This is a genomic window from Pseudomonas sp. OV226, from assembly GCF_003148705.1.
GTDB lineage: Bacteria > Pseudomonadota > Gammaproteobacteria > Pseudomonadales > Pseudomonadaceae > Aquipseudomonas.
Genome location: NZ_QGGS01000008.1, coordinates 15,283 through 29,834 on the forward strand (window position 1 = coordinate 15,283; position 14,552 = coordinate 29,834).

A 14,552-nucleotide genomic window follows, 5' to 3' on the forward strand; every position below is an offset into this window, starting at 1 on the left:
GAGTCATTGGCCGACGGTGCCCGGGAAGAACCCGTCAGACAGTTTTTTCAGGCTTTCCGGCAGCCGCGGCCCCAACCCGCCCACCAACAACGTCGGATCCAGCTCCATGACTCGACCGTCCTTCGCCGCACGGGTCGAGGACAGCATCGGGTTTTCCTTGAACAGCGCGGCCCGCGCCGCATCACCGGTCAGTGCCCGGTCAGCAAACACCAGCACCTCCGGGTCCAGGCTGACCAGCGACTCGACTGAAAAAGGTTTGTAACCAGTATGCGTTGCCAGGTTGTGGCCGCCGGCCTGTCGCAGTATCCAATCGGCCGCGGTGTCCTTGCCTGCGATGAGCGGCTTGCCGCCTGCATGACCGAGCAACACCAACACGCCCGGTGATTTTTTCGTCAGCTGCACCTTGGTCACCCGGACTTTTTGTTGTTCAAGTTGCTCCTGATAACGCTGGAACGCCTGCGCAGCCTGATCTTCAGCCCCAAGCAACTGGCCCAGGTGCTGCAAGTTACCCTGCAATGTCGGCAAATCCGGCTGCGCCGAGAACAATTCGACCTGCACCCCGGCATTACGAATCTGCGACAGCACGGGCGGCGGACCCATTTCTTCGGTGCCGATCAGTATCTGCGGGCTTAAGCTCAAGATACCCTCCGCCGACAACTGCCGCTGATAGCCAATGCTTGGCAGCGACTTGAGGCTTTCAGGATGCTGACTGGTAGTGTCGACGCCGACCAGCTTCGATTCGCCCCCCAGCGCGCTCACCCACTCGGACAATGCGCCACCGGCACTGACCCAACGTTGTGGCAACTCGGCCGCTGCGCCGTGGTGGCTGACGAGAAGTCCGACACAGAGCGCAGCAACGCGGGTACTCAGGCGCATAAACAGCTTCCTTTAAAGTTTTCCCAGGCATCGAGATGGCAGGCCAAGTATTCTCGGCCACTGGCACCTGCGCCCGACGGGCAAGGCGGCCATTTGATAATTGTTTGCATTTGAACGTCAAGCTCGGACATATCTGGTCACGAGACGCAGGACTTGAGGATAGACATGAAGTTTCTTTGCACCGGCGCCGAATTGGCTGACGCCAGCAGTCGCGGTTTCGACATCGACGGCCAGAAGCTCTTCGCCGTACGCCGGGCTGGCCAGGTCTACGTCTACATCAATCGCTGCCCGCACCGTGGCGTTGGCCTGGAGTGGACGCCAGACAGCTTTCTCGACCCCAGCAACAGCCTGATCCAGTGCGCCACCCACGGCGCACTGTTTCTGATTGAAGACGGCGAGTGCGTTTCCGGCCCCTGCGCGGGCCAATCATTGACCACCGTGCCCTGCCGCGAAGACGCGCAAGGCATCTGGGTCAGCCTTTAGCCGTTGAGCAGCACGTCCAGACGCCGATCGACCACCATCTCTTCATGGGTCAACCGCACACCATAGGCCAGCACCTCGACCCCGCACGCGACCGCCTCACGCAAGGCCACCGCGTAGGCCGAATCGATTTCCTCTGCTGGACGTACCGCGTCGATGCCGGTCAGGTTGACGCAATACAACTGAACCGCGCGAATCCCGTCACGGGCCAGATGCGCTAATTCGCGCAAATGTTTGGCCCCGCGCTGGGTAACGGCGTCGGGAAACGCAGCTACCGATGAGCCGTCAAAACCCAGGGTGACGCTTTTGACTTCTATATAAGCAGGACCGCCGGGGTAATCGAGGCGGAAATCGATTCGGCTTCTTTCCTGACCGTAGGCGACTTCGCGCTTCAGTTCGGTAAAACCGTTCAACTCGCTGATGACACCGCCGCGCAGCGCCTCTTCGATCAAACCATTGGCTCGCCCGGTGTTAACGCAAAACAGGCGCCCTTGCGGGGTTTCGCCAACCTCCCAGGTACCGGGCAACTTGCGCTTCGGGTCATTGGAGCGGCTGAACCAGACCTGCCCGCCTTCGACCTGGCAATTGAGCATCGAGCCCGTATTGGGACAATGAATGGTCAGCAACTCGCCGCTAACGGTTTCGATATCGGCAAGAAAACGCTTGTAACGGCGGATAAGTCGCCCTTTTTCGAGGGGAGGATGAAAACGCATCAGCCTTGCCAACTCTTCAATCCACGAGCGATCCGCTCGACCGCTTCTTCCAGGCGCGGCAGGCTTTGGGTGTAGGCAAAACGCACATGGTGCCCAGCCTGATATCGCCCGAAATCCAGCCCCGGAGTAAATGCCACATGCTCGGTTTCGAGGAAGTGCCGGCAGAACGCGAAGGCATCTCCGCCGAACTTGCTGATATCCGCATACAAATAGAACGCGCCCTCAGGCTCCACGGCAATGCCGAATCCCAATTCACGCAGGGCCGGCAGCAGGAAATCGCGACGACGACCAAACTCGGCGCGACGCTCTTCGAGAATGCTGATGGTCGCCGGTTCAAAGCAAGCCAGAGCGGCATACTGGGCCATGCTCGGCGCGCTGATATAGAGATTTTGCGCGAGTTTTTCCAGCTCGCCGACTGCCGCTTCCGGCGCCACCAGCCAGCCGAGCCGCCAACCGGTCATGCCGAAGTACTTGGAAAAACTGTTCAGCACAAAGGCGTTGTCATCGACTTCCAGCACGCTGGCCGCATCGGTGCCATAGGTCAGGCCGTGATAGATCTCGTCCACCACCAGATGACCATGGCGAACCTTGATCGCCTGCGATAACCCCGCCAGCTCGTCACGGGTCAGGATCGTCCCGGTCGGGTTGGCCGGGGACGCTACCAATGCGCCGACACTGTCGTGGTCCCAATGACGCGCCACCAGATCAGGGGTCAGTTGATAACGCACCTCAGGACCTACTGGAACAAGCTGCGCCGCGCCTTCCACCAATCTCAGGAAGTGGCGATTGCACGGGTAGCCGGGGTCCGCCAGCAGCCAGTGCTTGCCCGGGTCCACCAGCAAGGCGCTGGCCAGCAACAAAGCACCCGAACCGCCGGGGGTGATGAGGATTCGTTGAGGGTCGATGTTCAACCCATACCGCTGCTGATAGAAACCGGAGATGGCGTCTCGCAGCTCGGGAATGCCCCGTGCGGCGGTGTAACGGGTCTTCCCCGCCGTCAACGCGGCCTGGCCGGCCTGAATGATCGGTTCGGCGGTGGTGAAGTCCGGCTCGCCGATTTCCAGGTGGATCACGTCGTGACCGGCGGCTTGCAGCTCATTGGCCCGTGCCAGCAACGCCATGACGTGAAAAGGTTCGATCGCGCGACTGCGGGCACTGTAGGACTGAGCCATTAGCCTTCCTTCAACAGAGAAAAAAATCAATTCTACCCAAGCACAGGAACGAGCGAGAACCTAAAGCGGTCACAACCGTTAATAAGCCCGGCCACAAACGACCCAAACGAGTACCTCAAGTTTGACTAAAATCAATATTTGATCAGGTCTCCAGCACCACCAGACAAGGCTTTGCAATGATTTGCAAGGCCTGCGGGCCACTACCTCGACATCCGGGAGTAGCGCGGTCCGATTTGATCTGGTAAGTTCGCCCGCTTGCAGCCGCGGGGCCGGCAGGTGTCGGTGATGGAGCAATCCTGCGCAGATGGATTACAAGAGTAGAGGCGGTCTATTTCATGTCCACCCAAGCAAAGCAACAACCGAGCCCGACGATCAGCGGCTTCGAACCCTACAAAGAAGTGAAGGGCGAGGAGTACATGGGCAAGCCCATGCGCGCGCACTTCACCAAGGTCCTGAACAAGTGGAAACAGGATTTGATGCAGGAAGTCGACCGCACGGTTGATCACATGAAGGACGAGGCAGCCAACTTCCCGGATCCGGCAGACCGTGCCAGCCAGGAAGAAGAGTTCGCCCTCGAACTGCGCGCCCGCGACCGCGAGCGCAAGTTGATCAAGAAGATCGACAAAACCCTTCAGTTGATTGAAGACGAAGAATATGGCTGGTGCGAGTCCTGCGGCGTCGAAATTGGCGTCAAGCGACTGGAAGCCCGCCCTACCGCCGACATGTGCGTTGACTGCAAGACCCTGGCGGAAATCAAGGAAAAGCAAGTCGGCAAGTAACATCGACTTGAACGAAAAACGGAGCGTGCGAACGCTCCGTTTTTGTTTCTGGTATTTGATGATACCTGCTGTCTTTAAAATCGCCATCGCGAGCAAGCTCGGCTCCTACAAAGGCTGGCGCGACTTCCTGCAGGAGCCGAGCTTGCTCGCGATGACGGCTTCAAGCCATGCTCAATACGACCAGACAACGTAACCGCCCTCATGACTGCCATCACCTCTTCCGCTTACATCGGGCGCTTCGCCCCCACGCCCAGCGGCCACCTGCATTTCGGTTCGCTGGTCGCCGCACTCGCTTCATACCTCGACGCCCGCTCGGTGGGGGGCCGCTGGCTGATGCGCATGGAAGACCTTGACCCGCCACGGGAAGAACCCGGCGCTCAAGCGGCGATCCTCAATGCCCTGGAAAGCTATGGCTTTGAATGGGACGGCGAGATGGTCCGCCAGAGTGAACGGCACGACGCCTACGCCGAAGTGCTCAACAGCCTGTTCAACCATGGCCTGGCTTACGCCTGTACCTGCTCGCGAAAACAGCTGGAGCCTTATCACGGCATTTATCCGGGCCTGTGCCGCAATGCCGGCCATGGCACCGAAGACGCCGCGATTCGCCTGCGTGTCCCCGAACTGGAATACCACTTCACCGACCGCGTCCAGGGCGAATACCGTCAGCACCTGGGTCGCGAGGTGGGCGATTTTGTGATTCGCCGCCGCGACGGGCTGTATGCCTATCAACTGGCCGTCGTCCTGGATGACGCCTGGCAAGGCATCACCGATATCGTGCGGGGTGCCGACCTGCTGGACTCCACGCCGCGCCAGCTCTATCTGCAAGAACTGCTCGGCCTGCGCCAACCGCGTTATCTGCACATCCCGCTGATTACCCAGCCCGATGGCAACAAACTCGGCAAATCCTACCGATCGCCGCCGTTGGCCGAAGATCAGGCGACACCTTTGTTGTTGCGTGCCTTACGCGCACTTGGGCAAAAACCCGGTACCGAACTGGCTTACGCCACCCCACGGGAAGTGTTGGACTGGGGCATTGCCCACTGGGATGCGTCGCTGATCCCGCGCACACTGAACCTGCCCGAGGCGCAACTGCAGTGATCGCACTTGCAGTGGCGCGCCCATCCGTTACCATCGCCGCACGTTTTCGGGCACACGCATAAAAAAGAGAGGCCGGGATGTACATCTATCGCTTGGTCCTGCTCCTGGTAGTGGGGATTTATCTGTTCTCCCCGGCCATCATGGATTGGTGGATCGACGCCACTGGCGCCTGGTATCGCCCTTATTTGCTCTGGCTGATCCTGATCGTTGTGACCTTCATCCTGCAGAGCCAAAAAGATGCCGATGAGCTTTAGCCTGACCCAGATGATCCTGATCAGCGCCGCGTACCTGGCGGTGCTGTTCGGCGTGGCCTGGGTCAGTGAACGGGGCATGATCCCCCGGGCGATCATTCGCCACCCGCTGACGTACACCCTGTCGCTGGGCGTCTACGCCAGCGCCTGGGCTTTTTACGGCACGGTCGGCCTGGCCTACCAGTACGGTTACGGCTTTCTGTCCAGCTACCTGGGGGTATCCGGCGCATTTCTGCTGGCGCCGGTGTTGCTGTACCCAATCCTGAAAATCACTCGCACTTATCAGTTGTCGTCCCTGGCCGACCTGTTCGCGTTCCGTTTCCGTAGCACCTGGGCCGGCGCGCTGACGACGATTTTCATGCTGATCGGCGTCCTGCCGTTATTGGCGTTGCAGATTCAGGCCGTGGCCGACTCCATCGGCATCCTTACTCGCGAACCGGTTCAACATCGCGTGGCCCTGAGTTTCTGCGCCCTGATTACGCTGTTTACGATTTTCTTCGGCTCGCGCCACATCGCCACCCGAGAAAAACATGAAGGCCTGGTGTTCGCGATTGCCTTCGAATCGGTCATCAAACTGATCGCCATTGGCGGCGTCGGCCTGTATGCGCTGTACGGCGTGTTCGACGGCCCGCAACAGCTTGAACTGTGGCTGCTGCAAAACCAGACCGCCCTCGCCGCCTTGCACACCCCGCTGCAAGAAGGTCCGTGGCGCACGCTGCTGCTGGTGTTTTTTGCTTCGGCAATCGTGATGCCGCACATGTATCACATGACGTTTACCGAAAACCTCAACCCGCGCTCGCTGGTCAGTGCCAGCTGGGGTTTGCCGCTGTTTCTGCTGCTGATGAGCCTGGCGGTGCCGCTGATTCTCTGGGCCGGGCTGAAACTCGGCGCCACGACTAATCCTGAGTATTTCACTCTTGGCATCGGCATCGCCGCCAACAGCAAAGCCTTGGCGCTGCTGGCGTATGTCGGCGGTTTGTCGGCAGCGAGCGGCCTGATCATCGTCACCACCCTGGCGCTGTCCGGGATGGCACTGAACCACCTGGTGCTGCCGCTCTATCAACCACCGGCCGAAGGCAATATCTACCGCTGGCTGAAGTGGACTCGTCGGGCGCTGATCGTTGCGATCATCATGGCCGGCTACGGTTTCTACTTGCTGCTGGGCGTGGAGCAGGATCTGGCCAATCTCGGCATCGTCGCGTTTGTCGCCACATTGCAGTTCTTGCCAGGCGTTCTCTCGGTTCTGTACTGGCCGACCGCCAACCGCCGGGGCTTCATTGCCGGTTTGCTGGCAGGGATTCTGGTGTGGCTGGTGACCATGCTGTTGCCACTGGTGGGCAACCTGCAGGGCTTCTACATTCCCCTGCTGAACATGATCTACGTGCTGGACGACACTAGCTGGCACATGGCGGCCATCGCATCGCTGGCGGCCAACGTGCTGATGTTCACCCTGATCTCGCTGTTTACCAACGCCAGCCCCGAAGAGGCCAGCGCCGCCGAAGCCTGCGCCGTGGACAATGTACGTCGCCCGCAACGTCGCGAACTGCACGCCGCGTCACCCCAGGAATTCGCCACGCAGCTGGCAAAACCCTTGGGCGCCAAGGCTGCACAGAAGGAAGTCGAACAGGCGCTGCGCGATCTCTATCTGCCGTTCGACGAGCGCCGGCCTTACGCCTTGCGCCGTTTGCGTGATCGTATCGAAGCCAACCTGTCCGGCTTGATGGGCCCCAGCGTTGCCCAAGACATGGTCGAGACGTTCCTGCCTTATAAGGCGGGTGGCGAGAACTACGTCACCGAGGACATTCACTTCATCGAAAGTCGCCTTGAGGATTACCACTCACGGCTGACCGGCCTGGCCGCCGAACTCGATGCCCTGCGCCGCTATCACCGCCAGACCCTGCAAGAACTGCCGATGGGCGTTTGCTCGCTGGCCAAGGATCAGGAAATCCTCATGTGGAACAAAGCCATGGAGGAACTGACGGGTATTGCCGCGCAGCGTGTGGTCGGTTCGCGCCTGAGCACCATTGCCGATCCGTGGAAAGAACTGCTGCAAGGCTTCATCAACCTGCCCGACGAGCATTTGCACAAGCAGCACCTGGCCCTTGATGGCCAGACTCGCTGGCTGAACCTGCACAAAGCGGCGATCGATGAACCGCTGGCGCCGGGTAACAGCGGTTTGGTGTTGCTGGTGGAAGACTTGACCGAAACCCAGATGCTCGAAGACAAGCTGGTGCATTCCGAGCGCCTGGCCAGCATCGGCCGACTCGCGGCAGGTGTGGCCCATGAAATCGGCAACCCGATTACCGGCATTGCGTGCCTGGCGCAGAACCTGCGCGAAGAGCGCGAAGACGATGGCGAGCTGAAGGAAATCAGCGGGCAGATCCTCGAACAGACCAAACGCGTCTCACGCATCGTTCAATCGCTGATGAGCTTCGCCCACGCCGGCAGTCACCAGCACAGCGACGAACCCGTCTGTCTGGCCGAAGTGGCTCAAGATGCCATCGGCCTGCTGGCCTTGAACCGACGCAATTTCGAAGTGCAGTTCTATAATCTGTGCGACCCCGATCACTGGGTCGAAGGCGATCCGCAGCGACTCGCCCAAGTACTCATCAATCTGCTCTCAAACGCCCGCGACGCCTCGCCTGCGGGTAGCGCCGTGCGGGTTAAAAGCGAAGCCGGCGAACACACGGTCGACCTGATCGTGGAAGACGAAGGCAGCGGTATTCCGAAGAACATCATGGACCGATTGTTCGAACCTTTCTTCACCACCAAGGATCCTGGCGAAGGCACCGGTCTGGGCCTTGCACTGGTCTATTCCATCGTTGAAGAGCATTATGGACAAATCACCATCGACAGCCCGGCTGATGTTCAAAGCCAACGCGGCACCCGTATCAGGGTGACCTTGCCGCGTCATGTCGAAGCGACGTCCGCTGTGAACTGAGACCGTCGAGAGTATCGAATCAATGCCGCACATTTTGATCGTCGAAGACGAAACAATTATCCGCTCCGCCTTGCGCCGCCTGCTGGAACGCAACCAGTACCAGGTCAGCGAAGCCGGTTCAGTGCAGGAAGCACAAGAACGCTTCACCATTCCCACGTTCGACCTGATCGTCAGTGACCTGCGCCTGCCCGGCGCACCTGGCACCGAGTTGATCAAACTCGGCCAAGGCACCCCGGTGCTGATCATGACCAGCTACGCCAGCCTGCGTTCGGCGGTCGACTCAATGAAGATGGGCGCGGTGGATTACATCGCCAAGCCTTTCGATCACGACGAAATGCTCCAGGCCGTCGCCCGGATCCTGCGTGACCGACAATCGCTGCCAGCCAACGGTGAACCTGCTGCGGGTAAAGCCGGCAATGGCGCCGCGAAAGCGGGTGCCGACAACAGCAACGGCGAAATCGGCATCATTGGCTCGTGTCCGCCGATGCAAGACCTGTACAGCAAAATTCGCAAAGTCGCCCCGACCGATTCCAACGTCCTGATCCAGGGCGAATCCGGTACCGGTAAAGAACTGGTGGCGCGCGCCCTGCACAACCTGTCCCGCCGCGCCAAGGCGCCGATGATTTCGGTGAACTGCGCGGCCATTCCGGAAAGCCTGATCGAGTCCGAGCTGTTCGGCCACGAAAAAGGCGCATTCACCGGCGCCAGCGCCGGGCGTGCCGGTCTGGTGGAAGCGGCGGACGGCGGCACCCTGTTCCTCGACGAAATCGGCGAACTGCCACTCGAAGCCCAGGCTCGCCTGCTGCGCGTGTTGCAGGAAGGCGAAATTCGCCGTGTGGGTTCGGTGCAATCGCAGAAGGTTGACGTGCGCCTGATCGCGGCGACTCACCGCGACCTCAAGAGCCTGGCAAAAATCGGCCAGTTCCGCGAAGACTTGTATTACCGCCTCCATGTGATCGCCCTGAAGCTGCCAGCCTTGCGCGAGCGCGGTGCGGACGTGAACGAAATCGCCAATGCGTTCCTGGCGCGACAGAGCGCGCGGATCAACCGCACCGACCTGAAATTCGCCCCGGATGCCGAGCAAGCGATTCGTCATTATTCCTGGCCCGGTAACGTTCGCGAGCTGGAAAACGCGGTCGAGCGCGCGGTCATCCTGTGCGAGAGCCCGGAAATCTCTGCTGAACTGCTGGGTATCGACATCGAGCTGAGCGATCTGGAAGAGGACGAGTTCATCGGCCTGGCGCCGCAGCAGGGCAACAACGGCGGTAATTCCAGTCATGAGCCAACCGAAGACTTGTCACTGGAAGACTATTTCCAGCACTTTGTTCTCGAGCACCAGGACCACATGACCGAAACCGAGCTGGCCCGCAAACTCGGGGTCAGCCGCAAATGCCTGTGGGAGCGGCGTCAGCGCCTGGGCATCCCACGGCGCAAGACCGGGGTCGCCAGCGAGAGCTGAACGTCACCTGTCTGAGGCGTGGGTAACACGTGACACGCTGAAAAAACTGTTACCTCAGATTTATCACGTAACAGAAGCCGGGGCTTACGGTAACGAAGCCCCGGTTTTTTTTGCCCCTGAAAAACCCCACCGACCGACCTAACCCCTTGTTTTATTGGGGTTCGCAAAAGTTGGCACGCACCCTGCTATATGTTTAGTACAAGAACAATAACAAGCAATGCAAAAGACAATAAAAATAAGACGAATCGACTCACGCACAATAAAAACAAGACGGCGAGAGGCGCAGCTAACTGATTCTTTTGGAGAGGCGTTGTATTTGGGGCTTGCCCCACGACCAGGCCGAGAATAATAAAAAACTGTCACTCAGACAGTGCCTGAATTGGTTGGATCGCAAGATCACTGCAGCACAGCGACCAAAGCAATCCGTTTGCTCTTGGCTCCCGATTGGGAGGGTCATGAAGGAAAATCTTCATGGCGAGGGCACTTAACAAAAACAAAAAGCCCGAAACCAATAATAAAAATAGAGCATGCAACTACTTCTTGGGGAGCTTCGGCTCCCCTTGTAGTTTCTGGCTTGTAGCAGCTGTCGAGCAACGCGAGGCTGCGTCCGACTGCCCAGCAGTCGCAATACAGGCAACCGGTTTCATCTGAAACACCGCAATGACGACGGCTTCGCCGCCGGACGCAGCCTCGTGTTGCTCGTCACCGGCTACACGGATAGCGTCTGCCAGATATCCCCTTCAGCTGCTTGCGCAGCTTCCTACACCATCCCTCGACTAAATGCTAGAATCCCCGCCCATCATGCGGTCATTCTTCTGTTATGGCCGAACATTCCTTCAAACAGTGCATCCCATGCTGAAGAAGCTGTTCCAGTCATTCCGTTCTCCCAAGCGTCATACGCAACACATTCGCAGTACGCCTGAAGTGCTCAACAGCGGCCAACACTCGCTGCAAAAGGCGCAATTCAGCCGTTACGCGGTGAATATCGTCGAACGCCTGCAGAACGCCGGTTATCAGGCTTACCTGGTCGGCGGCTGCGTGCGTGACATGCTGCTCGGCATCACGCCCAAAGACTTTGACGTTGCCACCAGCGCCACACCTGAACAGGTGCGTGCCGAATTCCGCAACGCGCGGATCATCGGCCGTCGATTCAAACTGGTGCACATCCACTTCGGTCGAGAAATCATCGAAGTCGCGACCTTCCGCGCCAATCACCCGCAAAACGACGAGGAAGAAGACAGCAACCAGTCTTCCCGTAATGAAAGCGGGCGCATCTTGCGCGACAACGTCTATGGCACGCTGGAAGAAGACGCGCAACGCCGCGACTTCACCATCAACGCCCTCTACTACGATCCGGTCAGCGAGCGCATCCTCGACTACGCCAACGGCGTACACGACATCCGCAATCACCTGATCCGCTTGATCGGCGATCCGAAGCAGCGCTACCAGGAAGACCCGGTGCGGATGCTGCGGGCCGTGCGTTTTGCCGCCAAGTTGAATTTCGGTATCGAAAAACACAGTGCCCTGCCGATTCGCGAACTGGCACCGATGCTGCGCGAGATCCCGTCGGCCCGTCTGTTCGAAGAAGTGCTCAAGCTGTTCCTCTCCGGCCACGCCGCGGACACCTTCGAGATGCTGGTCGACTTGCAACTGTTCGATCCGCTGTTCCCGGCCAGTGCCGAGGCGCTCGAATACAACCCGACGTATACCCACACCCTCATCAGCGAAGCGCTGATCAACACGGACCTGCGGATCAAGCAGAACAAACCGGTGACCCCGGCGTTCCTGTTTGCCGCCCTGTTGTGGCCTGCCCTGCCGGCTCGCGTATTGCGCCTGCAAGAACGCGGCATGCCGCCGATTCCGGCCATGCAGGAAGCGGCTCACGAGCTGATTGCCGAACAGTGCCAGCGTATTGCGATTCCAAAACGCTTCACCATGCCGATCCGTGAGATCTGGGACATGCAAGAGCGCCTGCCACGCCGCAGCGGCAAGCGTGCCGACCTGTTGCTGGACAACCCACGCTTCCGAGCCGGTTACGACTTCTTGCTGCTGCGCGAAAGCGCCGGCGAGCAGACCGATGGCCTGGGCGAATGGTGGACGGACTATCAGGACGCCAATGACAGCGAACGTCGCGACATGATCCGCGACCTCAGCAGCAAGGACGACGGCACCGGCGCCCCCCGCAAACGTCGCCGCAGCGGTGGCGCCAAGCGCAAACGCGCCGCCGGTGCACCGAGCGTCTCGGGCGAGTAAATCCATGGAACGCATCTACATCGGCATGGGCAGCAATCTGGCTGCCCCCGCCGAACAATTGCGCAGCGCCGTCGAAGCGCTGGCGCGTTTACCGCAGACCGAGCTGGTCGATGTGTCCGCTTTCTATCAAAGCGATTCGCTGCTACCCGGCCAACCGCGTTACACCAACGCGGTCGCCGCCCTCGACAGCACACTCGCCCCGCTGGAACTGCTCGATGCGCTGCAAGCCATCGAGAACGGACAGGGTCGTGAGCGCCTGGAGCGTTGGGGCCCTCGTACGCTGGATCTGGACATCGTGCTGTTTGGCGATCGACTGATCGATGAGCCGCGCCTCAAGGTTCCGCATTACCACCTGCAGGAACGGGCCTTTGTCCTGTATCCACTGGCCGAACTGGCGCCTGCGGATTTGCGCCTGGCCGATGGCCGCAATCTGAAGGATCTAGTCGCAGCCTGCCCGTTCGTCGGCCTGGAACGCCTCCCCAAAAGTTGACGCAAATCCCCTGTGGGAGCGAGCCTGCTCGCGAATGCGGTGTGTCATTAAACTTAAAGTTGACTGATCCACCGCATTCGCGAGCAGGCTCGCACACATTGGTTTGGTGTCTGGCATGAGATCGATAGTTGCTGAATCGCATCAGTTACCCCGGTAACACCCCTGTCGTAACAATGCGGTAACACATGCAATTGACTTCCCGAGTTCTCCTCACGACTATAGGCGTCCCGCTGCCGCCAACACGGCGTTGAAGGGCGCAATCCAGGCCGTAAAAGCACGACAACAGACCGTGCGCCTGTATTTAACGAAGAATCACGCGCGTTACTCGCAGTAGTTTCCACAGCGCCTGAATGAGGAACTTTTCATGCCAGCCATCACCCTGACCACGCTGCAAGGTCTCAAGCAAAAAGGTGAAAAAATCACCATGCTGACCTGCTATGACGCGACCTTCGCCCACGCCTGCAATGAGGCTGGTGTCGAAGTGTTGCTGGTGGGCGACTCCCTCGGCATGGTTTTGCAAGGTCACGACAGTACCCTGCCCGTGACGACCGCCGAAATGGCTTACCACGTCGCAGCGGTCAAACGCGGCAACACCGATGCGTTGATCCTCGCCGACTTGCCGTTCATGGCCTACGCCACCACCGAACAAGCCATGACCAACAGTGCCCTGTTGATGCAGGCCGGTGCACACATGGTCAAGGTAGAAGGCGCACTGTGGCTGGCGGACTCGATCCGCCTGCTGGCCGAACGCGGTATCCCGGTGTGCGCGCACCTGGGGCTGACACCGCAATCGGTGAACATCCTGGGCGGTTACAAAGTCCAGGGGCGTAACGAAAACCAGGCCAGGCAGATGCGCGCCGATGCCATCTCACTGGAACAGGCTGGCGCCGCCATGTTGCTGCTCGAATGCGTGCCCAGCGAACTGGCTGAAGAAATCACCCAGGCCGTGAAGATTCCGGTCATCGGGATCGGCGCCGGCAGCGGCACTGACGGCCAGGTCCTGGTCCTGCACGACATGCTGGGCTTGTCGATTACCGGTCGTGTGCCAAAGTTCGTGAAGAACTTCATGACTGGCCAGAACACCATTCAAGCAGCCCTGAGTGCTTACGTGACCGAAGTCAAAGCGGCGACTTTCCCAGGCATCGAACACGGATTCTCTGCATGAACACCGTAAAAACCGTACGCGAACTGCGGGCCGCCGTGGCCCGTGCCCGCAGCGAAGGCAAGCGCATCGGCTTCGTGCCGACCATGGGCAACCTGCACAGCGGTCATATTGCACTGATTACCAAAGCCTCCCAGCGGGTGGATTTCGTGGTCGCGAGCATCTTCGTCAACCCGCTGCAATTCGGCGCTGGCGAAGACCTCGACAAATACCCGCGCACCCTCGCTGCCGACCAGGAGAAGCTGCTCCAGGCCGGTTGCCACTTGCTGTTCGCGCCAGCCGTTGAAGAAATGTACCCGGACGGCATGGCCGGCCAGACTCGCGTCAGCGTTCCACTGCTGTCTGAAGGCCTGTGCGGCGCCAGCCGTCCTGGGCATTTTGAAGGTGTGGCGACGGTGGTCAGCAAGTTGTTCAACATGGTCCAGCCAGACCTGGCGATCTTCGGCCAGAAAGACTTCCAGCAACTGGCGGTGATCAAATCCCTGGTGCATGACCTGAACATGCCGATCCAGATCATTGGCGAACCGACTGTCCGTGCAGCCGATGGCCTGGCGCTGTCATCGCGCAATGGCTTTCTCAGCGAAGAACAGCGTGCCGTGGCGCCCGTGGTCTATCGCACGCTGAGTTCGATTGCCGAGGTAATCAAGCAAGGTGAGCGGGATTTCCCGGCGCTGATCGACGCACAGATCAAACAACTTGAAACCGCCGGTTTGCGTCCCGACTATCTGGAAATCCGCCAGGCGCTGACCTTGCGCCCGGCGACGCCAGAAGATCGCGACCTGGTGATTCTGGTGGCCGCGTTCCTCGGCACCACGCGGTTGATCGACAACCTGCACCTGAACCTCGACGCCCCCGTCTAAACACCACCAAACCCTGTG

Annotated in this window: 13 protein-coding genes; 10 read left to right on the forward strand and 3 right to left on the reverse strand. The window is 59.7% G+C overall.

Annotated elements, in window-relative coordinates; genetic code table 11:
* Nucleotides 1-3 precede the first annotated feature (3 nt).
* Nucleotides 4-876: a heme/hemin ABC transporter substrate-binding protein gene (locus tag C7534_RS15195; protein ID WP_109786268.1), complete on the reverse strand. Its 873-nt coding sequence runs from the start codon at nt 874-876 to the stop codon at nt 4-6.
* A gap of 165 nt (nt 877-1,041) precedes the next feature.
* Here C7534_RS15195 and C7534_RS15200 point away from each other — a divergent pair, with 165 nt between their 5' ends.
* Entirely contained in the window at nt 1,042-1,359 is a 318-nt protein-coding gene (locus C7534_RS15200; RefSeq protein ID WP_109786269.1) for a Rieske (2Fe-2S) protein, read from the forward strand.
* Here the strand turns inward: C7534_RS15200 and sfsA are convergent.
* Together sfsA and C7534_RS15210 are read right to left on the reverse strand one after the other, a co-directional pair.
* Nucleotides 1,356-2,069 carry a DNA/RNA nuclease SfsA gene (gene sfsA, locus C7534_RS15205; protein WP_046028488.1) on the reverse strand — a complete coding sequence of 238 codons (714 nt, stop codon included), beginning with the start codon at nt 2,067-2,069 and terminating at the stop codon, nt 1,356-1,358. The genes C7534_RS15200 and sfsA overlap by 4 nt on opposite strands.
* Nucleotides 2,069-3,241 carry a pyridoxal phosphate-dependent aminotransferase gene (locus C7534_RS15210; protein WP_109786270.1) on the reverse strand — a complete coding sequence of 391 codons (1,173 nt, stop codon included), beginning with the start codon at nt 3,239-3,241 and terminating at the stop codon, nt 2,069-2,071. Before C7534_RS15210 ends, sfsA begins: the two co-directional genes overlap by 1 nt.
* Before the next feature lie 335 nt (nt 3,242-3,576).
* Between C7534_RS15210 and dksA the strand changes: the two genes are divergently transcribed.
* From dksA to panC, 9 genes are all read left to right on the forward strand, one after another.
* Nucleotides 3,577-4,020 (forward strand): RNA polymerase-binding protein DksA, encoded by a 444-nt coding sequence (dksA, locus tag C7534_RS15215; RefSeq protein ID WP_046028491.1) that lies wholly within the window; start codon nt 3,577-3,579, stop codon nt 4,018-4,020.
* A 201-nt stretch (nt 4,021-4,221) separates the two neighbouring features.
* A complete protein-coding gene (gene gluQRS, locus C7534_RS15220; protein ID WP_109786271.1) occupies nt 4,222-5,118 on the forward strand; it encodes a tRNA glutamyl-Q(34) synthetase GluQRS in 897 nt (298 codons plus the stop codon).
* A gap of 77 nt (nt 5,119-5,195) precedes the next feature.
* Nucleotides 5,196-5,372, forward strand: coding sequence for a hypothetical protein (locus tag C7534_RS15225; protein WP_003176118.1), 177 nt, complete (start codon nt 5,196-5,198; stop codon nt 5,370-5,372).
* Nucleotides 5,356-8,310, forward strand: a complete 2,955-nt coding sequence (locus C7534_RS15230) for a sensor histidine kinase (protein ID WP_175648970.1) — start codon at nt 5,356-5,358, stop codon at nt 8,308-8,310. The genes C7534_RS15225 and C7534_RS15230 overlap by 17 nt, the downstream gene beginning before the upstream one ends.
* A gap of 22 nt (nt 8,311-8,332) precedes the next feature.
* Nucleotides 8,333-9,769: a sigma-54-dependent transcriptional regulator gene (locus tag C7534_RS15235; protein ID WP_046028497.1), complete on the forward strand. Its 1,437-nt coding sequence runs from the start codon at nt 8,333-8,335 to the stop codon at nt 9,767-9,769.
* 852 nt (nt 9,770-10,621) lie between these two features.
* A complete protein-coding gene (locus tag C7534_RS15245; RefSeq protein WP_177412245.1) occupies nt 10,622-12,022 on the forward strand; it encodes a polynucleotide adenylyltransferase PcnB in 1,401 nt (466 codons plus the stop codon).
* Between the two features lie 4 nt (nt 12,023-12,026).
* Nucleotides 12,027-12,512: a 2-amino-4-hydroxy-6-hydroxymethyldihydropteridine diphosphokinase gene (gene folK / locus C7534_RS15250; RefSeq protein ID WP_109786274.1), complete on the forward strand. Its 486-nt coding sequence runs from the start codon at nt 12,027-12,029 to the stop codon at nt 12,510-12,512.
* 364 nt (nt 12,513-12,876) lie between these two features.
* Complete coding sequence (gene panB / locus C7534_RS15255) at nt 12,877-13,677, forward strand: 3-methyl-2-oxobutanoate hydroxymethyltransferase (protein WP_109786275.1); 801 nt, start codon at nt 12,877-12,879, stop codon at nt 13,675-13,677.
* A complete protein-coding gene (gene panC, locus C7534_RS15260) occupies nt 13,674-14,534 on the forward strand; it encodes a pantoate--beta-alanine ligase (RefSeq protein ID WP_109786276.1) in 861 nt (286 codons plus the stop codon). The genes panB and panC overlap by 4 nt, the downstream gene beginning before the upstream one ends.
* Nucleotides 14,535-14,552 lie beyond the last annotated feature (18 nt).